The 25,071-nt window shown below is 68.5% G+C and carries 19 protein-coding genes, 1 tRNA gene and 2 pseudogenes; 14 read left to right on the top strand and 8 right to left on the bottom strand.

Annotation, left to right across the window (positions count from 1 at the left end):
• Positions 1–278: 278 nt before the first annotated feature.
• Positions 279–1,247, top strand: a pseudogene (locus ACIBW9_RS05880) (ATP-dependent helicase C-terminal domain-containing protein); the annotation flags it as partial.
• Here the strand turns inward: ACIBW9_RS05880 and ACIBW9_RS05875 are convergent.
• The 3 genes from ACIBW9_RS05875 to ACIBW9_RS05865 form a co-directional block, all read right to left on the bottom strand.
• On the bottom strand, positions 1,237–2,229 hold the full coding sequence (locus tag ACIBW9_RS05875; protein WP_398951561.1) for a DUF3068 domain-containing protein: 993 nt from the start codon (positions 2,227–2,229) through the stop codon (positions 1,237–1,239). The pseudogene ACIBW9_RS05880 and the gene ACIBW9_RS05875 overlap by 11 nt on opposite strands.
• 21 nt (positions 2,230–2,250) lie before the next feature.
• On the bottom strand, positions 2,251–2,385 hold the full coding sequence (locus ACIBW9_RS05870; protein WP_398951559.1) for an SPW_0924 family protein: 135 nt from the start codon (positions 2,383–2,385) through the stop codon (positions 2,251–2,253).
• A 175-nt stretch (positions 2,386–2,560) separates the two neighbouring features.
• The gene (locus ACIBW9_RS05865) at positions 2,561–4,276 is read right to left on the bottom strand and encodes a lytic murein transglycosylase (RefSeq protein WP_398951557.1); all 1,716 of its coding nucleotides are present in this window, start codon (positions 4,274–4,276) and stop codon (positions 2,561–2,563) included.
• Positions 4,277–4,619: 343 nt separating this feature from the next.
• On the opposite strand from ACIBW9_RS05865, the gene ACIBW9_RS05860 reads away from it, so the two are divergent.
• Positions 4,620–5,477, top strand: coding sequence for a DUF4184 family protein (locus ACIBW9_RS05860; protein ID WP_398951555.1), 858 nt, complete (start codon positions 4,620–4,622; stop codon positions 5,475–5,477).
• On the opposite strand, the gene ACIBW9_RS05855 is transcribed toward ACIBW9_RS05860, so the two are convergent.
• The gene (locus tag ACIBW9_RS05855) at positions 5,443–5,802 is read right to left on the bottom strand and encodes a hypothetical protein (RefSeq protein WP_398951553.1); all 360 of its coding nucleotides are present in this window, start codon (positions 5,800–5,802) and stop codon (positions 5,443–5,445) included. The two genes, ACIBW9_RS05860 and ACIBW9_RS05855, sit on opposite strands and share 35 nt — an antisense overlap.
• Positions 5,803–6,295: 493 nt before the next feature.
• Positions 6,296–9,019: a DNA polymerase I gene (polA, locus tag ACIBW9_RS05850; RefSeq protein WP_398951550.1), complete on the bottom strand. Its 2,724-nt coding sequence runs from the start codon at positions 9,017–9,019 to the stop codon at positions 6,296–6,298.
• A 145-nt stretch (positions 9,020–9,164) separates the two neighbouring features.
• Between polA and ACIBW9_RS05845 the strand changes: the two genes are divergently transcribed.
• The 9 genes from ACIBW9_RS05845 to ACIBW9_RS05805 all read left to right on the top strand — a co-directional run bounded on the left by ACIBW9_RS05845 (position 9,165) and on the right by ACIBW9_RS05805 (position 19,027).
• Positions 9,165–11,444: an FdhF/YdeP family oxidoreductase gene (locus ACIBW9_RS05845; RefSeq protein WP_398951547.1), complete on the top strand. Its 2,280-nt coding sequence runs from the start codon at positions 9,165–9,167 to the stop codon at positions 11,442–11,444.
• A gap of 52 nt (positions 11,445–11,496) precedes the next feature.
• Entirely contained in the window at positions 11,497–11,982 is a 486-nt protein-coding gene (locus tag ACIBW9_RS05840) for a hotdog fold thioesterase (protein ID WP_398951545.1), read from the top strand.
• A gap of 52 nt (positions 11,983–12,034) precedes the next feature.
• Positions 12,035–12,487, top strand: coding sequence for a hypothetical protein (locus ACIBW9_RS05835; RefSeq protein WP_398951543.1), 453 nt, complete (start codon positions 12,035–12,037; stop codon positions 12,485–12,487).
• Complete coding sequence (locus tag ACIBW9_RS05830) at positions 12,484–13,062, top strand: hypothetical protein (RefSeq protein ID WP_398951540.1); 579 nt, start codon at positions 12,484–12,486, stop codon at positions 13,060–13,062. The genes ACIBW9_RS05835 and ACIBW9_RS05830 overlap by 4 nt, the downstream gene beginning before the upstream one ends.
• A gap of 295 nt (positions 13,063–13,357) precedes the next feature.
• Positions 13,358–14,584: a branched-chain amino acid ABC transporter substrate-binding protein gene (locus tag ACIBW9_RS05825; protein WP_398951539.1), complete on the top strand. Its 1,227-nt coding sequence runs from the start codon at positions 13,358–13,360 to the stop codon at positions 14,582–14,584.
• A 102-nt stretch (positions 14,585–14,686) separates the two neighbouring features.
• A complete protein-coding gene (locus ACIBW9_RS05820) occupies positions 14,687–15,619 on the top strand; it encodes a branched-chain amino acid ABC transporter permease (protein WP_344403970.1) in 933 nt (310 codons plus the stop codon).
• A gap of 5 nt (positions 15,620–15,624) precedes the next feature.
• Positions 15,625–17,415 (top strand): branched-chain amino acid ABC transporter permease, encoded by a 1,791-nt coding sequence (locus ACIBW9_RS05815; protein ID WP_398951535.1) that lies wholly within the window; start codon positions 15,625–15,627, stop codon positions 17,413–17,415.
• An 8-nt stretch (positions 17,416–17,423) separates the two neighbouring features.
• Positions 17,424–18,314: an ABC transporter ATP-binding protein gene (locus ACIBW9_RS05810; protein WP_398951534.1), complete on the top strand. Its 891-nt coding sequence runs from the start codon at positions 17,424–17,426 to the stop codon at positions 18,312–18,314.
• Positions 18,311–19,027 (top strand): ABC transporter ATP-binding protein, encoded by a 717-nt coding sequence (locus ACIBW9_RS05805; protein WP_344403973.1) that lies wholly within the window; start codon positions 18,311–18,313, stop codon positions 19,025–19,027. Before ACIBW9_RS05810 ends, ACIBW9_RS05805 begins: the two co-directional genes overlap by 4 nt.
• 83 nt (positions 19,028–19,110) lie before the next feature.
• Here the strand turns inward: ACIBW9_RS05805 and ACIBW9_RS05800 are convergent, their stop codons facing one another.
• Positions 19,111–19,767 carry a response regulator gene (locus ACIBW9_RS05800; protein WP_344403975.1) on the bottom strand — a complete coding sequence of 219 codons (657 nt, stop codon included), beginning with the start codon at positions 19,765–19,767 and terminating at the stop codon, positions 19,111–19,113.
• 94 nt (positions 19,768–19,861) lie between these two features.
• On the opposite strand from ACIBW9_RS05800, the gene ACIBW9_RS05795 reads away from it, so the two are divergent.
• Positions 19,862–19,945 (top strand) — tRNA-Leu (locus ACIBW9_RS05795).
• A gap of 80 nt (positions 19,946–20,025) precedes the next feature.
• Positions 20,026–20,804, top strand: a pseudogene (locus tag ACIBW9_RS05790) (helix-turn-helix domain-containing protein).
• 10 nt (positions 20,805–20,814) lie between these two features.
• Here the strand turns inward: ACIBW9_RS05790 and pyk are convergent.
• Both pyk and ACIBW9_RS05780 read right to left on the bottom strand, forming a co-directional pair.
• On the bottom strand, positions 20,815–22,251 hold the full coding sequence (gene pyk, locus ACIBW9_RS05785) for a pyruvate kinase (RefSeq protein WP_398951532.1): 1,437 nt from the start codon (positions 22,249–22,251) through the stop codon (positions 20,815–20,817).
• Positions 22,252–22,395: 144 nt separating this feature from the next.
• Positions 22,396–23,115 carry an SIMPL domain-containing protein gene (locus ACIBW9_RS05780; protein ID WP_398951530.1) on the bottom strand — a complete coding sequence of 240 codons (720 nt, stop codon included), beginning with the start codon at positions 23,113–23,115 and terminating at the stop codon, positions 22,396–22,398.
• A 149-nt stretch (positions 23,116–23,264) separates the two neighbouring features.
• Between ACIBW9_RS05780 and ACIBW9_RS05775 the strand changes: the two genes are divergently transcribed.
• A complete protein-coding gene (locus ACIBW9_RS05775; protein ID WP_398952123.1) occupies positions 23,265–25,070 on the top strand; it encodes a bifunctional metallophosphatase/5'-nucleotidase in 1,806 nt (601 codons plus the stop codon).
• Position 25,071: the final 1 nt, after the last annotated feature.

Genomic DNA, 25,071 nt, shown 5'->3' with positions numbered 1-25,071 from the left:
CGTACCCACGCCCCGACCAGGCACAGCAGACCGCCGCGAACAAGCCCGCACCTCGGCCGGGAAACGCCGACGCCTCACCCCGGACAGCCGACAGCGACGCGACCGCCACACCCCCACGCCCCGGCCGGACACAGCAAGCCGCCCCGAACAAGCCCGCGCAGCCATCGGCCGTACAGGCCGTTCCGGGGGCGGGAGGCGTCGGCGCCTCGTCCCGTGGGGGCGCGGGCGCCGTGGCTGCTCGGGCCGGTCAGGCGGGCCGACGGGGAGGTGGGGGTGGCGAACGGCTCGTCGGGCTCGTGGCGGCTCTTGCGTTTCCCGAGCGGGTCGCCAAGGCCGAGGGTGGATCGTTTCTCATGGCCTCCGGGACGCGCGCCGAACTCCGCGACGGCAGTCCCCTGCGCGGCGCCGACTGGATCGCGGTGGCCGTCGCGGATCGCCCTGTGGGCAAGGGGCACGCGCGCGTGCAGCTCGCCGCCGCGGTGGACGAGGACCTGGCCCGGTCCGCGGCGGCCTCGCTGTACTCCGAGGGCCAGGAGGTCCGCTGGGCCGACGGGGACGTCGTGGCGCGACGGGTTGAGCGGCTGGGGGCGATCGAGCTGGCGGTGCGGCCCCTGGCGGGCTCCGACCCCGTACTCGTACGCACGGCGCTCCTCGAAGGGCTGCGGCAGGAAGGGTTCGGGCTGCTCAGGTGGTCGCCCGACGCGCTCGTGCTGCGGCAGCGGCTGGCGTTCCTGCGTCTGCGCCTCGGGGAGCCGTGGCCCGACGTGTCCGACGATGCGCTGCACGCGCGCGTGGACGAGTGGCTGGAGCCCGAGCTGGGCCGGGCCCGGCGGCGGGCCGACCTCGCGCGGATCGACGCGGGCCAGGCGCTCAACCGCCTGCTGCCGTGGGCCTCGGGGGAAGCGGGGCGCCTCGACGAACTCGCCCCGGAGCGGATCGCCGTCCCCAGCGGGTCCAGGATCCGGATCGACTACGGCAATCCCGAACAGCCGGTGCTCGCGGTGAAGTTGCAGGAGATGTTCGGGCTGCACGAGTCGCCCGCCGTCGCGGGGGTGCCGCTGCTGGTGCATCTGCTCTCCCCCGCCGGCCGCCCGGCCGCCGTCACGGCCGACCTCGCCTCCTTCTGGAGGGAGGGCTACAAGGGCGTACGGGCGGAGCTGCGCGGCCGGTACCCGAAGCATCCGTGGCCGGAGGACCCCGCCGGCGCGGAGCCGACCCGGCACACCAATGCGCGGCTCAGGCGGTGACTGGTTCCTGTGTGGTGGACTCGGCTGGTTCCGGGTCGCCGGTGCGGCGGCTGCGGGCCTCCAGCCACAGGGAGAGGGCGAGCAGCAGGACGCCTAGGGTGAGGAAGCCCCAGGGCAGATAGGACGTCATCAGCAGGACCAGGGTGCGGTTGGACTTGACCAGGGCGACCGTGTGTCTGATGAAGTCCTCGCGCATCTTGACGTGCCCGGCGAAAGCGGTGACCTTGTCCCGGCCGCCCAGGAGCGTGCCGCCGCGCAGTTCCTCCTTGTGGATCTCCTCGCCGTACACGGGGGCGCCGGTGACGGGCTCGACCCAGAACTTGCGGACGGTGGTGTACCAGCGGGTGGTGCCGGTCTTCGCGACCGACTCGGGGGTGATGCCCTGGACGGGCATGGTCCGAGGGAACTTGACCTTGGTCCAGGGGATGGTCTGCTCGAAGTAGTAGACCTTGAGGCCGCGGAAGTTCCGGGTGCCCTCGTAGTGGATGGGGTTGGTGGTGCGGGTCTGGGCGTCGAAGTACTCGTAGTCCCGTTTCTGGGTCAGGAACGGCCACTTGAACTCGATGCCGGTCCGCTTCACCGGATCGCCGTCGACCATCTCACCGGTGGCGTGGACCGGGGCCTGGCTGTGGGCGTCGAAGATGTAGCGCTCGGGGATCCGGGAGACCATCTTGCCGTCGGGTCCCTGGACGTAGGAGAGGCCGTCCCAGACGACGACGTCCCGCCCTGCCGTCTTCTCGATCTTCTTCGCGGCCTCCACATTGCCCTTGAGGGTCTGCACGATGGTGACCTCGGGGACCTTGCGGGCCTTCATCGTGCCGTAGTCGAGGAGGGTCACGTTCTTCGCCTCGAGGACCATGTCCTGGTACTGGTTGGCCGGGATCTTGGCCAGACGTGGGAAGGCGTACCAGCGCAGCAGCGGGGACAGCGCCGCGAAGAACACGGCGAAGGCGAGCAGGACCAGACTGGCCTTGCGGCGCATCTCGGCCTCCCTCCCGGACGGTTACGGGTGTGCGGGCACCGTCGTCAGCAGCGGTTTCGGGGACGTCCTGCCCGTGGGACTGCCCATGGCGGTGATGGTGAGGACCAGCGCGAGGGCGAGGGCGAGACCGGTCGCGGCGGCGATCAGGGCGCGCATGCCTGCCTCCCCGGGTCGGGAACACGGACGGGAACACGGGACTGGAACTGATACGTCGTCAGGTCCGGCACCGTAGCAACGGGCGGGCGAGATGAGAACACGTTGCACACACAACGACGGCGGCGGCGCCCTCTGGCCGAGGAGCGCCGCCGCCGTCGCAGGGACGTACGGAGAATTACGCGGAAGGGCTGGGTGACGGGCTGGGGCTCGCCGAGGAGCCGGCCGCTGCGACCGTCAGCTGGATGTCGAGGGTCGCGCCGCCCGCGGTGGTGACGCGCAGGACGAAGGTGCCGGTGTTGTCGTCGGCGTACAGCTTCGGCAGCGTCAGCAGGCCCTTGGCGTCCGTCGTGAGGCCGGTCAGCGTGCGTACGGTCTTGCCGTCGGCGTCCTTGAAGTAGGGACCCTTGTCGTTCTCGGTCGGGTCGGACACGGACTTGATCAGCGTTGCGGTGACCGCGACCTTGTCGGCGACGGCGCCCTTGTAGGTGGCCTTCACCTCGGCCTGGTCGGCGAACTCGCCGCCCGGCGTACAGGTCAGCGCGGTGTCGCTGGTGCGTACGACGCTGTCGGCGACGCGCTCGGTGACGCTTGCGGTGTAGTCGAGGCCGGTGACCGCGCGCCCCACGACGGTGACGCGGACGGTGAACTCGCCGGTCTTCTCGCCCGCCTGCAGGGTGGGGGCGACGGCCACGCCGGAGCTGTTGGTGACGACCGTGGCGACGGTTTCGCCGCCGGTGAAGGTGGTGTCGGTGTCGCCGACGACGGTGAAGCGGACCCTGACCTTGCCGACCGCCTTGCCGGTCTTGGTCACGGCCTTGGTGCTGATCTTCTTGGTGAACGCTTCGCCGGCCATCGCGGTGAGCTTCGCGGTGCCCGCGTCCGCCAGGTGGTCCACGGTGTCGGTGGGGGTGGGGGTGGGGGTGGGCGACGGACTGCTCGGCGTGCCGGGCGTGCTTGACGGCGGTGCGCTGGGGGTCGGGGAGCCGCTGCTCGGCGGCTTCGGCTTGGCGGGCGGCGTGGGCGACGGCTTGGGGTTGGCCTTCTGGCCGTCGTCGCTGCGGCCCGAGGGAATGCTGCCGCTGCCGTCCGGGATCTCGTGGGTGCCCTTGCGGTAGTACTCCAGCCACGACAGGACGGTGTGCAGGTAGTCCTGCGAGTTGTTGTAGCTGAGGATCGCCTGGTCGAGGTCGGCCGGCACCGACAGGTCCCAGCCGTTGCGGCACAGGTAGTGGCCGGCGGCCAGGGCGGCGTCGTAGACGTTGTTGGGGTCCTTGACGCCGTCGCCGTTGCCGTCGCGGCCCGCCCACGCCCAGGTGGACGGGATGAACTGCATGGGGCCGACGGCCTGGTCGTAGCTGCTGTTGCCGTCGTACCTGCCGCCGTCGGTGTCCTTGATCAGCGCGAAGCCGTTGCCGTCGAGCTGCGGGCCGAGGATCGGGGTGATCGTGGTGCCGTCCGCGTTGACGCGGCCGCCGCGGGCCTGGCCCGACTCCACCTGGCCGATCGCGGCGAGCAGTTGCCAGGGCAGGTTGCAGCCGGGCTTGGACTCGCGCAGCTCGGCCTCGGCCTTCCTGTAGGCGTCGAGGACGGTCGCGGGGATGCCCGCCTCGGCCGCGCCCGTCGACGCGGGGCTGCCGGTGGCACCGGGGGTCGGCGAGGGGTTCGGGCTGTTGAGCGGCGGCAGAGCGGTGTAGTACGGCGAGTTGCCGGTCGCGGCGCCGTCGCCTGCGGTCACATCGGGCGCGGGCTGGGCCTTCGAGGCGGTCTGTCTGCCGTGGTCGTCGACAGTGACCCCCGGAGCCTGGGACGCGGACAGGGCAGCGACCGCGGCCGCTGCCACGGCTGTGGTTGCCGCTCCTTTGCGCAGCCTCATGCCGAATTGCGCCGCCATAGAGTGAACCCCTCCCGTGGACGCGTCAGCGTCCGTCTCCATCTGCCCGGCGCACAGTGCGCCCGCCCTGTTCTGACGATCGACCCGGCGTGCGGGTTGCCCTCGTGTCGCTCTCTTGTTTCTGTCGCATTCCTGTCGAGTTGCTGTGCTCATCTGTTCGACCGTGCCGCCGGGCACGGTGACCCAGGCGACCCTACGACAACTTCCTTTCCACGGGGACCCGTTCGTGCCCGATATTCACCGATTGGCCATGTGCGGACGGCGTGGAATCGCGGCACGCATACTGGACCGGAGCGATCACCCGGGCCGTCCGCTCGGGCAATGTCCGGCGTGAGGAGCCCAGTTGCCGTTCACCCTGAGCCATGCGGCCGCCGTCCTGCCCGCCGTGCGCAGCGACGGATCCGGCCGAGGGCGGCTGGTTCCGGCCGTTCTCGTCGCCGGTTCCTTCGCGCCCGACATGACCTATTACGCGGCAAGTGCGGTGCCCGGTGCGATGGAGTTCGGCACGGTCACCCACTCCTTTCCCGGCATCTTCACGGTCGACGTGCTGGTGGCCTGGGCGCTGGTCGGACTGTGGTTGCTGGTGCGGGAGCCGCTCGTGGCCCTTCTGCCGCGGCCCTGGCAGCCGCGACCGGCCGCCCTGCTGCGCTGCGGGGCGCCACGCGCGGGCGTACGGCCGTCCCTGGCCGGGTGGTGGTACGCGTCCGCGGCGCTCGGCGCGCTGACCCATGTGGTGTGGGACGCCTTCACGCATCACGACCGGTGGGGAGTGCGGCTGTTTCCGGTGCTGGGCCGGGTGCTGTGGGGGTCTCCCCTGTACTCCTACCTGCAGTACGGGAGTTCGCTGGTGGGCGCGGTGGTGATCGCGGTGTGGGCGGCTCGGGCGCTGCGGAGGGCGTCGGCGCACACGGTCCCGGGTGCGGTCCCCGTGCTGTCGCTGCGGGACCGTTGGTGGGCCTTCGTGGTGATCTGCGGGTGTGCGGGGGTCTGGGCCGCGGAGCGGGCGGCGCGGTGGTGGGCGTACCGGGGCGCGGTGGCCAGGCCCTGGGAGCTGATTCCGGCCGTGTGCTTCGGCGCGGGCGCGGGGCTGCTGCTCGGGCTGCTGCTGTACGTGGTGGGGGTGCGGGTGTGGCGGCCGGTGCCGTCTGCCGGGGAGCCGCAGCGGGTCAGCGTGGAGCAGGGCCGTCCGGCCGGTCGGTGAGGGTGCCCGCGGTCACGATGAACACCCTGACGGTGCGGGCGTGCCGGCTGCGGCGGACACGGACGAGCAGCCCGGCGAGGTAACTGCGGCCCAGGCCCGCCCACAGCCGCCAGACGGGCGGCTCCGCGGATCCCGAACCGAGCCGGGGCAGCCGACGCAGAAGGCCCGCCGCGGTGCGGCGCAGGACGACGGCGAGGTCCGTGGGGATGCGGGCGGTGCTTGCACGAGCGGCGAAGGCCGGCACCGGCGCGGCTGGCACGACGGGCGCCGCCTCGGCACCCGCCTGCGCGCTCGCCGGCCGGCGGTTGAGCATGCGTATACCCATGCCCGCATCCTTACGGTGCGAGGGCGGTGGGGGCCTTTTCGCGGGGGCCACCTGAGTGACGGCTCCCGACGGGGCTTGACGGACGCGGAGGGACCCCACCGGCGCACGCCGGCTTCGGCCACGCCCGGCAAAAGGGCGCGGGGCCGTGTCGACATGCGGCTCCGCCACGCGGGCGCGACCAACCACAACGGACCCACAGCCCACCACGCACAAGCCCATCGCGCCCCAAAGGGGCGCGGGGCCGTGTCGACATGCGGCTCCGCCACGCGGGCGCGACCAACCACAACGAGCCCACAGCCCACCACGCACAAGCCCACCGCGCCCCAAAGGGGCGCGGGCCTGTGTCGACATGCGGCTCCGCCACGCGGGCGCGACCAACCACAACGGGCCCGCAGAGACTCGATAACCCCCTGCGCGAAAACCTCACGCCCTGGCCGGAGGGCCGACGCGCCGCCCGGCCAGGCAGCACCGAACCCCGCACCACCGCCGGAGGCTAATGCGCAGCGGACTCCCAGTCGGACCCCACCCCCACCGAGACACCGAGCGGCACCCTCAGATGAACGGCGTCGGCCATCTCACGACGGACGATCTCCTCCGCGGCGGCGCGCTCGCCGGGGGCGATCTCCAGGACGACTTCGTCGTGGACCTGCAGCAGCATGCGGGACGTGAGGCCCGCCCCCCGCAACGCGTCGTCCACCTTCAGCATGGCGATCTTGACGATGTCCGCGGCGGTGCCCTGGATCGGCGCGTTCAGAGCCATGCGCTCGGCCGCCTCGCGGCGCTGCCGGTTGTCGCTGTTGAGGTCGGGCAGATAGCGGCGGCGGCCGAAGAGGGTCGCCGTGTAGCCCGTGGCCCGCGCCTCGTCGACGGCCCGGCGCAGATAGTCCCGCACCCCGCCGAACCGCTCGAAGTAGGTGTCCATCAGGACCCGGGCCTCGCCCGCGTCGATGTTCAGCTGCTGGGACAGGCCGAACGCCGACAGCCCGTACGCCAGGCCGTACGACATGGCCTTGATCTTGCGGCGCATCTCCGCGTCGACGTGCTCCCGGTCGACCGAGAAGACCTGCGCGGCGACCGTGTTGTGCAGGTCCTCGCCGGAGGTGAACGCCTCGATCAGGCCCTCATCCTCGGAGAGGTGGGCCATCACGCGCAGTTCGATCTGGCTGTAGTCGGCGGTCATCAGCGACTCGAAGCCCTCGCCGACCACGAAGCCGCGGCGGATGGCGCGGCCCTCGTCGGTACGGACCGGGATGTTCTGCAGGTTGGGGTCCGTGGACGACAGGCGGCCGGTCGCGGCGACCGTCTGGTTGAAGGTGGTGTGGATGCGGCCGTCGGCGGCGATCGTCTTGATCAGGCCCTCGACGGTGACGCGCAGCTTCGCCTGCTCCCGGTGGCGGAGCATCACCACCGGCAGCTCGTTGTCCGTCTGGGTGGCGAGCCAGGCCAGGGCGTCGGCGTCCGTGGTGTAGCCGGTCTTGGTCTTCTTCGTCTTGGGCAGGCCCAGCTCGCCGAAGAGGACCTCCTGGAGCTGCTTGGGCGAGCCCAGGTTGAACTCGTGGCCCGCCGCCGCGTGCGCCTCCTTCACCGCCTGCTGCACGGCGCCCGCGAACATCTGCTCCATGGCCTCCAGGTGGGCCCGGTCGGCGGCGATGCCGTGCCGCTCCATGCGGGCGAGCAGGATCGAGGTGGGCAGTTCCATGTCGCGCAGCAGGTCCGCGGCGCCGACCTCCTCAAGGCGGTCCCGGAAGGCCTCGCCGAGGTCGAGGATCGCGCGGGCCTGCACCATGAGTGCCTCGGCCTCCGCACCGTCGTCGGCGCCGAAGGCGAGCTGCCCGTCGGCCGCGGCGGCGGGGGCCAGCTCACGACCCAGGTACTCCAGGGACAGCGCGTCCAGGTCGAAGGAGCGACGGCCCGGCTTGACCAGGTAGGCGGCAAGGGCGGTGTCCATCGAGACGCCGGCGAGGGACCAGCCGTGCTCGGCGAGGACACGCATGGCGCCCTTGGCGTTGTGCAGGACCTTGGGGCGGTCCTCGGCGGCCAGCCAGGCAGCCCACGCGTTCTCGTCGGCCTCGTCCAGCTGGGACGGGTCGAACCAAGCGGCCGGCCCTCCCGCGGTGGCGAGGGCGACCTCGGCGACCGAGCCGGAGCCCAGCGCCCAGGTGTCGACCGTGGCGATGCCGAGCGTCTCGGTGCCGTGCTCGGTGAGCCAGCCGGCCAGCTCGCCCGTGCCCAGCACCGTCCCGTCCAGCTCCACACCGGGCGCCGGCGGCGTCGCCTCGGCCTGCTCGCCGCCCGGGTCGACGGCGAGCAGCCGCTCGCGCAGCGAGGGGTTCCTGATCTCCAGAGTGTCCAGGACCATCGCGACGGCCGTGCGGTCGTACGGGGCGCGCTCCAGGTCGGCGACCGCCTTGGGCAGCTCGACGGTGCGCACCATCTCGGTCAGGCGGCGGTTGAGCTTGACCGCCTCCAGGTGCTCGCGCAGGTTCTGCCCGGCCTTGCCCTTGACCTCCTCGACGCGCTCGACGAGCTCCGCGAACGAACCGAACTGGTTGATCCACTTCGCGGCGGTCTTCTCACCGACGCCGGGGATGCCCGGCAGGTTGTCGGACGGGTCGCCGCGCAGCGCAGCGAAGTCGGGGTACTGCGCGGGCGTCAGCCCGTACTTCTCGAAGACCTTCTCCGGGGTGAACCGGGTCAGCTCGGAGACGCCCTTCGTCGGATACAGCACCGTCGTGTGCTCGCTGACCAGCTGGAAGGAGTCGCGGTCGCCGGTGACGATCAGCACCTCGAAGCCCTCGGCCTCCGCCTGGGTGGCGAGGGTGGCGATGACGTCGTCCGCCTCGAAGCCGTCGACCGCGAACCGCGACGCGTTCATCGCGTCCAGGAGCTCGCCGATCAGCTCGACCTGCCCCTTGAACTCGTCCGGGGTCTTGGAGCGGTTGGCCTTGTACTCAGTGAACTCCTCGGAGCGCCAGGTCTTGCGGGAGACGTCGAAGGCCACCGCGAAGTGCGTGGGCTCCTCGTCACGCAGGGTGTTGGCCAGCATCGACGCGAAGCCGTAGATCGCGTTCGTCGGCTGGCCCGTCGCCGTCGTGAAGTTCTCCGCGGGCAGCGCGAAGAACGCACGGTAGGCCAGCGAGTGCCCGTCCATGAGCATGAGGCGGGGCCGCTTGCCGCCGGAGGTCGTCTCGGTCTTCTTCGATGCTGTCTCTGCCACGTCCCCGATCCTGCCACGCCCCACTGACACTCAGACCCCCGCACGCCTGACGCCCCCGCCCCGCACGCCCTGGCACCCGCGCTGTCAGCGGGGCGTGCGAGGATCGAAGTGGTAGCTCGCAGGTGTCTGTGAAGGAGAGTGCGCGATGGCGACGAAGCCGCCCAAGGGTGATCCGGTCCAGGACGCGCCGCAGGTCACCGAGCCCAAGCACGCGGCGGCGGGACTGCCGGCCATCGGGCACACCCTGCGCATCGCCCAGCAGCAGATGGGTGTGAAGCGGACCGCGCTGACGCTGCTGCGCGTCAACCAGAAGGACGGCTTCGACTGCCCGGGCTGCGCCTGGCCCGAGCCGGACCACCGGCACGCGGCGGAGTTCTGTGAGAACGGCGCGAAGGCGGTCGCCGAGGAGGCCACCCTGCGCCGGGTCACCCCGGAGTTCTTCGCCGCCCACTCCGTCGCCGACCTCGCCTCCCGCAGCGGCTACTGGCTGGGGCAGCAGGGCCGGCTCACCCACCCCATGCACCTGCCCGAAGGGGGCACCCACTACGAGCCGGTGAGCTGGGAGCGCGCCTTCGACATCGTCGCCGAGGAGCTCGCCGCCCTCGCCTCCCCCGACGAGGCGCTCTTCTACACCTCAGGGCGCACCAGCAACGAGGCGGCCTTCCTCTATCAGCTGTTCGCCCGCCGGCTGGGCACGAACAACCTGCCCGACTGTTCCAACATGTGCCACGAGTCGTCCGGTTCGGCGCTGAGCGAGACCATCGGCATCGGCAAGGGCAGCGTCCTGCTGGAGGACCTCTACAAGGCCGACCTGATCATCGTCGCCGGCCAGAACCCGGGCACCAACCACCCGCGCATGCTCTCCGCCCTGGAGAAGGCCAAGGCCAGCGGCGCGAAGATCATCAGTGTGAACCCGCTGCCCGAGGCCGGTCTGGAGCGTTTCAAGAACCCGCAGACCCCGCAGGGCATGTTCAAGGGCGCCGCCCTCAACGACCTGTTCCTGCAGATCCGCATCGGCGGCGACCAGGCCCTCTTCCGCCTCCTCAACAAGCTCATCCTGGAGAGCGAGGGCGCGGTCGACGAGGAGTTCGTACGCGAACACACCTACGGCTACGAGGAGTTCGCCGCGGCCGCCAAGGCCGCCGACTGGGACGAGACCCTGGCCGCGACCGGCCTCACGCGCGCGGAGATCGACGCGGCCCTGAAGATGGTCCTGGCCTCCAAGCGCACCATCGTGTGCTGGGCGATGGGCCTGACCCAGCACAAGCACTCCGTGCCGACCATCCGCGAGGTCGTCAACTTCCTTCTGCTGCGCGGCAACATCGGCCGCCCGGGTGCGGGTGTGTGCCCGGTGCGCGGCCACTCGAACGTGCAGGGCGACCGGACGATGGGCATCTTCGAGCGACCCGCTCCCGCCTTCCTGGACGCCCTGGAGAAGGAGTTCGGCTTCGCACCGCCGCGCGAGCACGGCTACGACGTCGTCCAGGCCATCCGTGCCCTGCGCGACGGCCGGGCGAAGGTGTTCTTCGCGATGGGCGGCAACTTCGTGTCCGCCTCCCCGGACACCGAGGTCACCGAGGCGGCCATGCGGCGCGCCCGCCTCACCGTGCACGTGTCGACCAAGCTCAACCGCTCGCACGTCGTCACGGGCGCGCGTGCCCTGATCCTGCCCACCCTCGGCCGCACCGAGCGCGACGTGCAGGGCAGTGGCGAGCAGTTCGTGACCGTGGAGGACTCCATGGGCATGGTGCACGCCTCTCGCGGCCGCCTGGAGCCCGCGAGCACACACCTGCTGTCGGAGCCGGCGATCGTCTGCCGCCTGGCCCGCCGTGTGCTCGGCGAGGAGGACGCGGTGCCCTGGGAGGAGTTCGAGAAGGACTACGCCGCCATCCGCGACCGCATCGCGCGCGTGGTCCCCGGCTTCGAGGACTTCAACGCGCGCGTGGCCCGCCCCGGCGGCTTCACCCTCCCCCACGCCCCGCGCGACGAACGCCGCTTCCCCACGGCGACCGGCAAGGCGAACTTCACGGCAGCCCCCGTCGAGTACCCGAAGCTGCCCGAAGGCCGTCTGCTGCTGCAGACGCTGCGCTCGCACGACCAGTACAACACCACCATCTACGGCCTCGACGACCGCTACCGCGGCATCAGGAACGGCCGCCGCGTCGTCCTGGTCAACCCGCAGGACGCACGGGCGCTCGGCGTCGCCGACGGCTCGTACGTCGACCTGGTCGGCGAGTGGAAGGACGGCGTCGAGCGCAGAGCGCCCGGCTTCCGCGTCGTGCACTACCCGACCGCACGCGGCTGCGCCGCCGCCTACTACCCCGAGACCAACGTCCTGGTGCCGCTGGACTCCACGGCGGACACCAGTAACACCCCGGCCAGCAAGTCCGTCGTCGTACGTCTGGAACAATCGGCAACCGACTGAGCGTTTGCTCAGACAGGCTGGACGAGCGATCAGGACGAACGGAGCCGGTCCCATGGGCGAGCAGCAGCACGTGAAGTTCCCGCAGGAGGTCATCGACGAGTACGCCGCACTCGGCGTCGACCTCCCGGCCCTCTTCTCCGCCGGACACCTCGGCACCCGCATGGGCGTGGAGATCCTCGAGGCCTCCGCGGACCGCGTCGTCGGCACCATGCCCGTCGAGGGCAACACCCAGCCGTACGGCCTGCTGCACGGCGGCGCCTCCGCCGTCCTCGCCGAGACCCTCGGCTCCGTCGGCTCCATGCTGCACGGCGGCAGCTCCAAGATCGCGGTCGGCGTCGACCTGAACTGCACCCACCACCGCGGCGTGCGCTCCGGCCTGGTCACCGGCGTCGCCACGCCCCTGCACCGAGGCCGCTCCACCGCCACGTACGAGATCGTGATCAGCGACGAGGACGGACGGCGCGTGTGCAGCGCCCGCCTGACCTGCCTGCTGCGCGACGTGCGGCCCGGCGACGGGACGCACGTCGCCGCCGGCTGACCGCGCAGCCGCCAGGGTTGTCCACCGACAACCCTCGCCCTAGCGTCGGAGCATGAGGCGAACCCCTCCCCGTCGCGGCCGGCGCACCCTCACCGGCATCCGCGCCACCGCCGACACCCCCGCCGTCTCCCGCACCCTCTCCCTCGCCGCCGCAGCCCTCGCCGTGACAATCGGCGCGGGCTGCACCTCCGGCTCGCCCTCGGCACACGGGACCACGCCCGCTCCGGAGGACACCTCACCCGTCTCCGCCTGCACCAAACTGATCTCGTACTGGGCCAAGGAGACCATCACCGGCGGGAAGTGGGCCGGCCTCGACTGGGAGCAGAAGGGCCTGTCCAACCAGCAGTACGAAATAATGGACACGATCGTCAAGAACGCCCGCACCGAGCAAAAACGCCACGGACTGGGCGCCGCAAAGAAGTTGATCGACCGTCAGTCCCAGCAGCGCTGCACCGAGGAGAACGGTGCCACCTGGAGCTCGCAGAACTGGCGCCCGCCGAAATGACCAGCGGCATCGGCCCGGTCGAGCAGTCCCCACCCGAAGCCCGGGAGACGGCAGAGGTCCTCGTCTGCGGCCGCCAACACCCTTGGACCCGGCCACGACCGCGCGCCGCCCTGACCGTCACCGGCCTCGCCGCAGCCCTCACCGCCACGCTCTTCACCGCGCCCCTCGACGACGCCCGGCAGGCCGCCTTCACCCCCTGGCCGCTCAGCGTCACCGAACTCACCTACACCGGCCTGCGCGAACCCCCCGACCCCCGCACCCGGACCTTCACCTTCCGGCTGCGGGCCCTTCTCGACGCCGGCCCGCCCACCACGCTGACCCGCCTCGCACAGCCCTACGACGGGCTGACCATGAGCACCAGCCCCGCCACCCCCCTCACCCTGAAGGCCGGAAAACCCCGCACCCTCACCCTCCAGGTGGCCGTCCGCCACTGCACCGGACTTCCACAAAGCGTCGAACTTCCTTTCCTGAACGTAACGTTGCGTAACACGCGCGGAACGCAGAACCCGAGCTACATCCTCGGCGCCGCCTACGCGCAAGACCTCTCCGCGTCACTCCGCACCCTCTGCATGTGATACCGGTCACAAGATCTCGCCACGCCCGAACGGAACTGCGGATTCTCACCATGCGGTCACCCCGGCGCGGCCGGAAAGCCCGATCTGCCCATCTGAAGTCACAAGCTTCGGTTTTCATGCATAACAAGAAAGTCACATCCTTACCTTCACCGGTCCCCCACCCCGCCGGCTGCACCTAAAGTCACCGCCAGTCACTGTGCCACGGGGGCGCAAAAACGGATTCGAACCATCGACTCCGGCCCACCAGCACAACGGCACCTCACCAGAGGGAGCCGCGCCTGGGAAAGGACTGACCGTGCGAAACCGTTCTTTGCTCATCCTCACCACCGTGATCACCACTGGTGCCCTCACGCTGACCGCATGCGGCTCGCGCGACAAGAACGATTCCAAGAACAGCAGCGGCACCACCGTCGTCATCGGTGTCGACGCCCCCCTCACCGGCTCGCTCTCCGCGCTCGGCCAGGGCATCAAGAACTCCGTGGACCTCGCCGCCAAGACGGCCAACAAGAACAACGAGGTCAAGGGCATCACCTTCAAGGTCGTCGCCCTCGACGACCAGGCCGTGCCCGCCTCCGGCCACCAGAACGCCGTCAACCTCGTCGGCAACAAGGACGTCCTCGGCGTCGTCGGCCCCCTGAACTCCGGCGTCGCCCAGTCCATGCAGAGCGACTTCGCCAAGGCCAACCTCACCGAGGTCTCGCCCGCCAACACCAACCCCGCCCTCACCCAGGGCGACAACTGGGCCTCGGGCAACCTCAAGCGCCCCTTCAAGACCTACTTCCGCACGGCCACCACGGACGTCATCCAGGGCCGCTTCGCCGCGCAGTACTACTACAACGACGCGAAGAAGCGGAAGGTCTTCGTGATCGACGACAAGCAGACCTACGGAGCCGGCCTCGCCGCGATCTTCTCCCAGGAGTTCAAGCGCCTCGGCGGCAAGGTCGTCGGCACCGACCACATCACCGTGAAGGAGACCGACTTCTCCTCCACCGCCGACAAGGTCAAGTCCTCCGGCGCCGACTCCGTCTACTTCGGCGGCCAGTACCCCGAAGGCGGCCTCATCTCCGACCAGGTCAAGAAGGCCGGCGCCAAGATCCCCACCATGGGTGGCGACGGCATCTACGACCCCGCCTTCATCTCCGCCTCCGGCGTCTCCAACGACGGTGACCTCGCCACCTCCGTCGGCTACCCCGTCGAACAGCTCGACACCGCCAAGACCTTCATCGCCGACTACAAGGCAGCTGGCTACAAGGACCCCTACGCGGCCTACGGCGGCTACTCCTACGACGCCGCCTGGTCCATCATCCAGGCCGTCAAGGCCGTCGTCGAAGCCAACAACGGCAAGCTCCCCAGCGACGCCCGCGCCAAGATCACCGAAGCCATGCAGAAGGTCTCCTTCGACGGCGTCACCGGCAAGGTCTCCTTCGACCAGTACGGCGACACCACCAACAAGCAGCTGACCGTCTACAAGGTCGAGAACGGCGCCTGGAAGGCCGTCAAGAGCGCCACCTTCAAGGACTGACCCGCACAACACAGCCCCGCACCACCTGAAACCCACCGCGCGAGGGCGCAAACAGCGCCCTCGCGCGGAGTCATATCCGACACGCTCATCGGAGGCCCTGCGGTGCACGAACTGCCGCAAACGCTGGCCAACGGCCTGACCCTCGGTGCCCTGTATGGCCTCATCGCCATCGGCTACACCATGGTTTACGGGATCGTCCAGCTCATCAACTTCGCCCACGGCGAGATCTACATGATCGGGGGCTTCGGCGCCCTCACCATCTACATCTGGCTGCCCAGCGGCACCCCACTGCTCGTCGCCATCCCGTTCATGATCATCGGTGGCGTCATCGCCTCAGTGGCCGTCGCCACCGCCGCCGAACGATTCGCCTACCGGCCACTGCGCACCGCCCCACGCCTGGCCCCCCTGATCACCGCAATCGGCCTCTCCATCGCCCTCCAGCAAATCGTCTGGGGCTTCTACCCCGGCGCCAAGCAGGCCAAGAGCTTCCCCGAATTCCACGGAGACGCCTTCAAGATCACCGACAACCTGCAGATCCAGCGCGCCGACCTCTTCCTCCTCATAGCCGCCCCCCTCTGCATGCTCATGCTCGGACTGTTCGTCTCCAAGAGCCGCGCCGGTCGCGCCATGCAGGCCACCGCCCAGGACCCCGACACCGCCAAACTCATGGGCGTCAACACCGACCGCATCATCGTCATGGCCTTCGCCATCGGCGCCGCCTTCGCCGCCATCGCCGCCGTCTCCTCCGGCCTCAAATACGGCCAGATCAACTACGAGATGGGCTTCATCGCCGGCCTCAAGGCCTTCACCGCAGCCGTCCTCGGCGGCATCGGCAACATCTACGGCGCCATGCTCGGCGGCGTCGTCCTCGGCCTCGCCGAAGCCCTCTCCATCCAGTACATCCAGGACATCCCCGGAATGGACAAGCTCGGCGGCGGCGCCTGGGCCAACGTCTGGGCCTTCGTCCTCCTCATTCTCGTCCTCCTGGTCAGGCCCCAAGGCCTGCTCGGCGAGCGCGTCGCGGATCGAGCGTGATATCGATGACCACCGAAAACCACGAGAACACGCCCGTCATCCACCTCCCGGAAGCAGGCGCACGCCTCACACTCGCCATCGGCGCCATCGCCACACTCGCGAGCACCTTCCTCTCCTGGACGTACACCACCGACTTCCCCGGCGACCTCACCGTCACCGGCTACCCCGGCGGCCTCCAAGTCCTCACCCTCGCAGGCGCCATCCTCACCCTCATCTACGCCCTCGCCGGCCACGGCATACGAGGCTTCCGCTGGCTCAACCCCGCCGGCAACAACACCCCCCTCCTGCTGATGGCCCTCGGCACCTTCGCCACCACCTGGTTCACCGTCATCGCCATCGCCATCGAACTCGGCGGACTCGTCAACCTCGACCCCGGCGGCTTCATCGCGGCAGCAGCCTCACTCATCACCCTGCTCGCCGCCCTCGCGCTCCCCCTCCCGCGCGACACCGACCCCACCACGGCCCCCTTCAAGCGGGCCACCACCCCCCTCTTCGGCACCGCCCACGGCCGCCTCAAGCAGCCCACCCCACTGAACCCCTGGGCCGAAATCGGCATCATCATCGCCGCCTTCGCCCTCGGCCTCTGGGTCGCCGCCTACGGCATCCAAACCCCCTACGGCGAACTCTTCGTCGGCTACCTCATCATCACCGGATTCGCCTTCGGCGCCATCGCCCGAGCCGGACTCACCACCCGCCTCCAGGCCCTCACCACCAAACACCGCCAAGTCACCATCGGCGCCGCCTTCGCCGCCGCAGCAGCGTTCCCCTTCACCCAGAACACCGACGAATTCACCCTGCTCGCCGTCAGCATCCTCATCTTCGCCACCGTCGCCCTCGGCCTCAACGTCGTCGTCGGCCTCGCCGGACTCCTCGACCTCGGCTACGTCGCCTTCCTCGGCGTCGGCGCCTACACCGCGGCCCTCGTCTCCGGCACCACCGCGAGCACCTTCCACGTCACCTTCCCGTTCTGGGCCGCCGTCCTCACCGGCGCCGCCGCCTCCCTCATCTTCGGCGTCCTCATCGGCGCCCCTACCCTGCGACTGCGCGGCGACTACCTCGCCATCGTCACCCTCGGCTTCGGAGAAATCTTCCGCATCGCCATGGGCAACCTCGACGGCACATCAGGCCCCAACATCACCAACGGGCCCAACGGCATCCCCAACATCCCCGACCTCAAAATCTTCGGCTTCGACTTCGGCGCCACCCACACCATCCTCGGCTTCACCCTCGGCTCCTACGCCAACTACTTCTGGCTGATGCTCCTCTGCACCGCGCTGGTCGTCACGATCTTCGCCCGCGCCGGCAACTCCCGCATCGGCCGCGCCTGGGTCGCCATCCGCGAAGACGAAACCGCCGCCACCGCCATGGGCATCAACGGCTTCCGCGTCAAACTCATCGCCTTCGCCCTCGGCGCCACCCTCGCCGGCCTCGCCGGCACCATCCAGGCCCACGTACAGCACACCGTCGTCCCCGAGATGTACGTCTTCGCCGGCCCCGTCCCCCCCAGCTCCGCATTCCTCCTCGCCGCCGTCATCCTCGGCGGCATGGGCACCATCACCGGCCCCCTCCTCGGCGCGACACTCCTCTACGTCATCCCCACCAAACTCCAGTTCCTCAACGACTACCAGCTGCTCTTCTTCGGCATCGCACTCGTCCTCCTGATGCGCTTCCGCCCCGAAGGAATCGTCGCCAACAAACGACAGCAGCTCGAATACCACGAGACCGACCAACTCGCCGTACCCGAAGGCGCAACCCTCCCCGAAGGCACGGTCGGCGTCTCCAAGGCAGGGGCGTGAGACCCGCGATGACCACCAACACCACCACCGAGTCGACCCCCGGCACCCCCGTACTCGAAGCCGCCGGAGTCACCATGCGCTTCGGCGGACTCACCGCCGTACGCAACGTCGACTTCACCGTCAACGCCGGTGAAATCGTCGGACTCATCGGCCCCAACGGCGCCGGCAAAACCACCTTCTTCAACTGCCTCACCGGCCTGTACATCCCCACCGAAGGCACCGTCCGCTACAAGGGCAACGTCCTACCCCCCAAGCCGCACCTCGTCACCAAAGCCGGCATGGCCCGCACCTTCCAGAACATCCGGCTCTTCGCCAACATGACCGTCCTGGAAAACGTCCTCGTAGGCCGCCACACCCGCACCAAAGAAGGCCTCTGGTCCGCCCTCCTGCGCGGCCCCGGCTTCAAGAAAGCCGAAAAGGCCAGCGAAGAACGCGCCCTCGAACTCCTCGAGTTCATCGGCCTGGAGCACAAGCGCGACCACCTCGCCCGCAACCTCCCCTACGGCGAACAGCGCAAGCTCGAAATCGCCCGCGCGCTGGCGTCGGAACCCGGCCTGCTCCTCCTCGACGAGCCCACCGCCGGCATGAACCCGCAAGAGACACGGGCAACCGAGGAACTGGTCTTCGCCATCCGCGACAAGGGCATCGCCGTCCTCGTCATCGAGCACGACATGCGGTTCATCTTCAACCTCTGCGACCGCGTCGCCGTCCTCGTCCAAGGCGAAAAACTCGTCGAAGGCACCTCCGAAGTCGTCCAGGCCGACGAACGCGTCATCGCCGCATACCTCGGCGAACCCTTCGAAGGCGCCCCCGGAGAAGCAGAAGCCGCCGAAGTAGCCGCCGCCGAAGCCGGAGCCGCCGACAGCACCACCAGCACCACCAAGGGAGAAGCCCAGTGACCGCACTCCTCGAGGTCGAAGACCTCCGGGTCGCCTACGGCAAAATCGAAGCCGTCAAAGGCATCTCCTTCAAGGTCGAAGCAGGCCAGGTCGTCACCCTCATCGGCACCAACGGTGCCGGCAAAACCACCACCCTGCGCACCCTCTCCGGCCTCCTCAAGCCCAGCCACGGAAAGATCACCTTCGACGGGAAGCCGCTTTCCGGCATCCCCGCCCACAAGATCGTCGCCCTGGGCCTCGCCCACTCCCCCGAAGGCCGGCACATCTTCCCCCGCCTCACCATCGAGGAAAACCTGCAACTCGGCGCCTTCCTGAGAAAGGACAAGGAAGGCATCCAAAAGGACATACAGAGGGCCTACGACCTCTTCCCGATCCTCGGAGAACGCCGCAAGCAAGCCGCAGGCACCCTCTCCGGCGGTGAACAGCAGATGCTGGCAATGGGCCGCGCCCTCATGTCCCAGCCGAAGCTCCTCATGCTCGACGAGCCCTCCATGGGCCTCTCCCCGATCATGATGCAGAAGATCATGTCGACGATCGTGGAACTCAAGGCCCAGGGCACGACGATCCTCCTCGTCGAACAGAACGCCCAGGCGGCCCTGTCGCTCGCCGACCAGGGACACGTCATGGAGGTCGGCAACATCGTCCTGTCCGGCACCGGCGAAGACCTGCTGCACGACGAATCCGTACGCAAGGCATACCTCGGCGAGGACTAAGACTGACTCGCTTGGCTGTACGACAAGGCCCGCGCCCCTGGTTCCCCAGGGACGCGGGCCTCGGTCTGTGTGGGGTGCCGGGGTCAGCCCTTCGCGGCCTTCTTCTCATCCGCGTCCTGAATGACCGCCTCCGCAACCTGCTGCATCGACATCCGACGGTCCATCGAGGTCTTCTGAATCCACCGGAACGCGGCCGGCTCCGTCAGCCCGTACTCGGTCTGAAGGATGGACTTCGCACGATCGACCAGCTTTCGAGTCTCCAGACGGAGAGTGAGGTCGGCGACCTCCTTCTCCAGCTCCTTCAGCTCCGTGAACCGCGAGACAGCCATCTCGATGGCCGGAACGACGTCACTCTTGCTGAACGGCTTCACGAGGTACGCCATCGCACCGGCATCGCGAGCCCGCTCCACGAGGTCGCGCTGCGAGAAGGCGGTCAGCATCAGCACGGGGGCGATACGCTCCTCGGCGATCTTCTCGGCCGCCGAGATGCCGTCCAGCTTGGGCATCTTCACGTCGAGAATCACAAGGTCCGGCTGGTGCTCACGGGCGAGCTCGATGGCCTGCTCGCCGTCACCGGCCTCACCGACGACGCTGTAGCCCTCCTCCTCCAGCATCTCTTTGAGGTCGAGCCGGATCAGGGCCTCGTCCTCGGCGATGACGACACGGGTCGTCAGCGGAGGCACGTGCGACTTGTCGTCGTCGGGCGCGTCTACGGGCTGGGGCGACTCGGGGGCGGTCACGGGGGCTCCTTGTTCACGGCCGGGTACTGCTGACAAGAGCCTACCTAGCTGCACCTCCGTTCGGTGACCCGGTACACTCCTCTCGGGTTGTCCAGCCGGGTTGGCGCAACTGGTTGACGCGGAGGTCTCAAACACCTCTGTCCGAAAGGACGTGTGGGTTCGAATCCCATACCCGGCACCCATAAGCGGATGTTCACGTTTTCGTGAACATCCGCTTTTTGCTACACGCAGCCACGCTCAGTAACACACAGTCGTGACATGGACCAGCACAGCCCTTCGATTCGCGCCCAGGCCGTCGCACTCATGCGCCAAGGCGTCCCCAATCGCATCGTTGCGGAGCGCCTCAACATTCCGCGCGGAACCGTCGGCTGGTGGCGCAGCGAGGACCGCAGAGCGCGCGGCGAGGCGTATGAGCAGCCAACGGACTGCCCCAAATGCACAGGGCGCGAGTTTGATGAGATCGCGTACGCATACCTGCTGGGCCTCTACCTCGGCGACGGCCACATCATCTCGAAACCGAAGCAGCACCACCTGTCGATCTTCTGCAACGCTGCGCAGACAGGCCTAATCGCCGCCGCCGAGAGCGCCATGCGCAGGGTGATGCCACTCACTCACGTCAGCCAACGCCATAAGCCGGGGTGCGTCGAGGTGAAGTCATACACGAAGCACTGGACGTGCATGTTCCCTCAGCACGGCCCCGGCAAGAAGCACGAGCGCCGCATCGCTCTCGAACCCTGGCAACAGGAAATCATCGACGCCCACCCTTGGGAATTCATCCGCGGCCTCATCCACTCCGACGGCTGTCGGCTCACCAACTGGACGACCCGCATCGTCTCCGGGGAGCGCAAGCGCTACGAATATCCGCGGTACTTCTTCACCAACGTCTCCGACGACATCCGCCGCCTCTATACCAACACCCTCGACAAGCTTGGCATCGAGTGGACCCACTGCACCGCAACGGAAACCCGTACAACATTTCCGTAGCCAAAAAGGCCTCCGTCGCCCTGCTCGACGCCCAAGTAGGCCCCAAATACTAACCCCAGCCCCCTACTTGGGACTGTCGTCCTCCCCAATGTGATGCACCCGCACCATGTTCGTCGACCCCGACACCCCCGGAGGCGACCCCGCCGTGATCACCACGACGTCCCCCTTCTTGCAGCGGCCGTACTTGAGCAACAGCTCGTCCACCTGTTCGACCATCGCATCCGTCGAGTCCACATGTGGCCCAAGGAACGTCTCCGCTCCCCACGTAAGGCTCAGCTGCGACCGCGTCGCCGGCTCCGGTGTGAACGCCAGCAGCGGGATCGGCGAGCGATAACGCGAAAGTCGGCGGGCCGTGTCGCCCGACTGGGTGAAGGCGACCAGGAACCTCGCGCCCAGGAAGTCGCCCATTTCCGCTGCCGCTCGGGCGACCGCGCCGCCCTGGGTGCGGGGCTTGTTCCGTTCCGTCAGGGGCGGGAGGCCCTTCGCCAGGATGTCCTCCTCCGCCGCTTCGACGATCTTGGCCATCGTGCGGACCGTCTCGATGGGGTATTTGCCGACGCTCGTCTCGCCGGACAGCATCACCGCGTCCGTGCCGTCGATGACGGCGTTGGCGACGTCCGACGCCTCCGCCCTCGTCGGGCGCGAGTTTTCGATCATCGAGTCAAGCATCTGGGTCGCCACAATCACCGGCTTGGCGTTGCGCTTCGCCAGTTTGATCGCTCGCTTCTGGACGATCGGGACCTGCTCCAGGGGCATTTCCACGCCGAGATCGCCCCGCGCGACCATGATGCCGTCGAAGGCCGCCACGATGTCGTCGATCGCGTCGACCGCCTGTGGTTTCTCCACCTTGGCGATGACGGGCAGTCGGCGTGCCTCCTCGTCCATGATGCGGTGCACGTCTTCGATGTCGTGGCCGCTGCGGACGAAGGACAGGGCGATGACGTCAAAGCCGGTGCGCAGGGCCCAGCGCAGGTCCGCTTCGTCCTTGTCGGAGAGGGCAGGGACGGAGACCGCGACTCCCGGGAGGTTCAGGCCCTTGTGGTCCGAGACCATGCCTCCTTCGACGACCGTGGTGTGGACGCGGGGTCCGTCGACGGAGGTGACTTCGAGGCAGACTTTGCCGTCGTCGACGAGGATGCGTTCGCCGGGGGTGACGTCGGTGGCGAGGCCGGGGTATGTGGTGCCGCAGGTGTGGCCGTCGCCTTGGACGCCTTCCTCGACCGTGATGGTGAAGGTGTCGCCGCGTTCAAGGAGTACGGGGCCTTCGGTGAAGTGGCCGAGTCGGATCTTCGGGCCTTGAAGGTCGGCGAGGACTCCGACGCTGCGGCCGGTTTCGTCGGCGGCCTTTCGTACGTGCTGGTAGCGCTCCTCGTGTTCGGCGTGGGTGCCGTGGCTGAGGTTGAAGCGGGCGACGTCCATTCCGGCGTCGACCAGGGCTTTGATCTGGTCGTACGAGTCGGTGGCGGGGCCCAGAGTGCAGACGATTTTTGCTCGGCGCATGGTTTTGAGCCTAGGCCTTACCGGCGGGTAGAGAATTTGGCGTGCATGACTACTCAACAACCTTTGGGTGAAGGGTCGTTGACAAGTATTGAATTGTGCAGACGCATGCTCCGATGAGCATTCGAACGGCCCCAAACGTGGGTTCTAGAGCTGTGGTGGGGCCATGGTGAATCGGGCGTTGACGGCGGCGTATACGCGTTGTCGTTGGGGTTCGAGATCGAGTGCTGCGGCGGTGTCTTCGGGGGCTGCGGCGCCGTAGGCCATGGAGCGCATGCGGGCGCCGGGGGCCGGCGGGTAGGGCTGTGCGTCTTCTGCTCCGATGTCGGCGAGTTCCACGAGGGCGGCCAGTGTGGTGCCGAGGGCGTCGGCGTATTCCCTTGCTCGTTGGACGGCTTCCTTGACCGCTTGCTGTCGGGCTTTCCGGTAGGCCGGCGATTCGGGGCGCAGGGCCCACCAGGGGCCGTCGACCCGGGTGAGGTCCAGGTCGGCGAGGCGCGTGGTGAGTTCGCCAAGGGCGGTGAAGTCCGTCAGCTCGGCGGTGATGTGGACGCGGCCGTGGTGGGCGTGGATGCGTTCGCCGCGGCCGTGTTCTTTGAGTTCGGGGGTGATGGAGAAGGCGCCTGTTTCGAGGCGTTCGACTGCGTCGCCGTAGGTCTTGATGAGGTCGAGGGCGGTCGCGTTGCGGCGGGTGAGGTCGTCGAGGGCGGCGCGGCGGTCTTTGCCGCGGGAGGCGACGGTGATGCCGATGCGGGCGATTTCGGGGTCGACTTCGAGGCGGGCTTCGCCGCGTACGGCGATGCGGGGGGCGTCGGGGGTGCCGTAGCGGACGGCGGGGTGGGGGGTTTCCGGTGAGGGGGTGGTCATACGCCCCACTCTGTCACCTCTTGGTCGGCTGGAGCCGTGTGGTTGACCGCTTCGGTCATCCAATCGCAACCTGCCGGACCTGTTGCGGTCGGTCATGCGCAGGTCAGAATCTACGCGCGTTGTTGACTCTTCCCATAGGAGATCTGGACATGCCCTTGAACCGCCGGAAGTTCCTGCAGAAGTCCGCGGCGACCGGAGCGGGGGTGGCGGTGGCGAGCGCTGTCACGGCTCCGGCGGCACAGGCGGCCGAGGCCACGGCGGCGAAGAAGCCCGCCAAGCGGTACTCGCTCACCGTGATGGGCACGACCGATCTGCACGGCCACGTCTTCAACTGGGACTACTTCAAGGACGCGGAGTACTCCGACAAGGCGGGCAACGCGCAGGGTCTGGCGCGTATCTCGACGCTGGTGAACCAGGTGCGCGCGGAGAAGGGCCGCTGCAACACGTTGCTGCTGGACGCGGGTGACACGATCCAGGGCACCCCACTGACGTACTACTACGCGAAGGTGGATCCGATCACCGCGGAGGGTGGTCCGGTGCATCCGATGGCGCAGGCGATGAATGCGATCGGGTATGACGCTGCGGCGCTGGGCAATCACGAGTTCAACTACGGCATCGAGACGCTGCGGAAGTTCGAGGAGCAGTTGCATTTTCCGCTGCTGGGTGCGAATGCGGTGGATGCGAAGACGCAGCGGCCGGCTTTCCCGCCGTATGTCATCAAGAAGTTCCGGGTGCCGGGGTTGCCGCCGGTGAAGGTGGCGGTGCTGGGTCTGACGAATCCCGGTATTGCGATCTGGGACAAGGCGTATGTGCAGGGCAAGCTGGAGTTTCCGGGTCTGGAGGAGCAGGCCGCGAAGTGGGTGCCGAAGCTGAAGTCGATGGGCGCTGATGTGGTGGTCGTTTCGGCGCACTCCGGTTCCTCGGGGACGTCGTCGTACGGTGACCAGCTGCCGTATGTCGAGAACTCGGCCGCGTTGGTGGCTCAGCAGGTGCCGGACATCGATGCGATTCTGGTGGGTCATGCGCATGTGGAGATCCCGGAGCTGAAGGTCACCAATGCCAGGACCGGGAAGACGGTGGTGTTGTCCGAGCCGTTGGCGTATGCGGAGCGGCTGTCGCTGTTCGACATCGAGCTGGTCTTCGCGAAGGGCTGCTGGAGCGTGGAGTCCGTTTCGTCGAGGGTGCTCAACTCCAACACCGTCGCCGACGACCCGAAGATCACCAAGCTGCTGTCGGACGAGCATGCGAAGGTCGTCGAGTACGTCAACCAGGTCGTCGGTACGGCGACTCAGACGCTGACGACGGTCGAGGCACGGTACAAGGACGTGCCGATCATCGATCTGATCACGAAGGTGCAGGAGGACGTCGTCAAGGCGGCGCTGGCGGGCACTTCGTATGCCTCGCTGCCCGTGATCGCGCAGGCTTCGCCCTTCTCCCGTACCTCGGAGATCCCGGCCGGCAAGGTGACGATCCGGGATCTGTCGAGCCTGTACGTGTATGACAACACGCTGGTGGCGAAGGTGCTGACGGGTGCGCAGCTCAAGGCCTACCTGGAGTATTCGGCGGAGTATTTCGTGCAGACGGCGCCGGACGCGGTGGTGGACGTGGAGAAGCTGACGAACGCGAACGGCCGCCCGGACTACAACTACGACTATGTGTCGGGGCTGTCGTACGAGATCGATATCGCCCGGGCGGCGGGGTCGCGGGTCAGGAATGTGACCTATAACGGAGCCGCGTTGGACGATGCGCAGAAGTTCGTGTTCGCCGTGAACAACTATCGGGCCAATGGCGGTGGTGCGTTCCCGCATGTGGCGTCGGCGCAGGAGGTGTGGTCGGAGTCGACGGAGATCCGGACGCGGATCGCGGAGTGGGTGACGGCGAAGGGTGTGCTGGATCCGAAGGACTTCGCGTCGGTGGACTGGCGGCTGACGCGGGGTGGTGTGCCGGTTTTCTAAG

Source organism: Streptomyces sp. NPDC049541, assembly GCF_044465725.1.
GTDB lineage: Bacteria > Actinomycetota > Actinomycetes > Streptomycetales > Streptomycetaceae > Streptomyces.
This window is presented reverse-complemented; position numbering and strand designations above follow the sequence as displayed.

Excerpts from the sequence above, each read along its gene's own strand:
- pyk (WP_398951532.1), bottom strand. The coding sequence starts at position 22,251 with ATGCGCCGAGCAAAAATCGTCTGCACTCTGGGCCCCGCCACCGACTCG.
- ACIBW9_RS05845 (WP_398951547.1), top strand. The coding sequence starts at position 9,165 with ATGGCGACGAAGCCGCCCAAGGGTGATCCGGTCCAGGACGCGCCGCAG.
- ACIBW9_RS05830 (WP_398951540.1), top strand. The coding sequence starts at position 12,484 with ATGACCAGCGGCATCGGCCCGGTCGAGCAGTCCCCACCCGAAGCCCGG.
- ACIBW9_RS05815 (WP_398951535.1), top strand. The coding sequence starts at position 15,625 with ATGACCACCGAAAACCACGAGAACACGCCCGTCATCCACCTCCCGGAA.
- ACIBW9_RS05780 (WP_398951530.1), bottom strand. The coding sequence starts at position 23,115 with ATGACCACCCCCTCACCGGAAACCCCCCACCCCGCCGTCCGCTACGGC.
- ACIBW9_RS05775 (WP_398952123.1), top strand. The coding sequence starts at position 23,265 with ATGCCCTTGAACCGCCGGAAGTTCCTGCAGAAGTCCGCGGCGACCGGA.
- ACIBW9_RS05870 (WP_398951559.1), bottom strand. The coding sequence starts at position 2,385 with ATGCGCGCCCTGATCGCCGCCGCGACCGGTCTCGCCCTCGCCCTCGCG.
- ACIBW9_RS05865 (WP_398951557.1), bottom strand. The coding sequence starts at position 4,276 with ATGGCGGCGCAATTCGGCATGAGGCTGCGCAAAGGAGCGGCAACCACA.
- ACIBW9_RS05810 (WP_398951534.1), top strand. The coding sequence starts at position 17,424 with ATGACCACCAACACCACCACCGAGTCGACCCCCGGCACCCCCGTACTC.
- ACIBW9_RS05855 (WP_398951553.1), bottom strand. The coding sequence starts at position 5,802 with ATGGGTATACGCATGCTCAACCGCCGGCCGGCGAGCGCGCAGGCGGGT.
- ACIBW9_RS05840 (WP_398951545.1), top strand. The coding sequence starts at position 11,497 with ATGGGCGAGCAGCAGCACGTGAAGTTCCCGCAGGAGGTCATCGACGAG.
- ACIBW9_RS05875 (WP_398951561.1), bottom strand. The coding sequence starts at position 2,229 with ATGCGCCGCAAGGCCAGTCTGGTCCTGCTCGCCTTCGCCGTGTTCTTC.
- ACIBW9_RS05835 (WP_398951543.1), top strand. The coding sequence starts at position 12,035 with ATGAGGCGAACCCCTCCCCGTCGCGGCCGGCGCACCCTCACCGGCATC.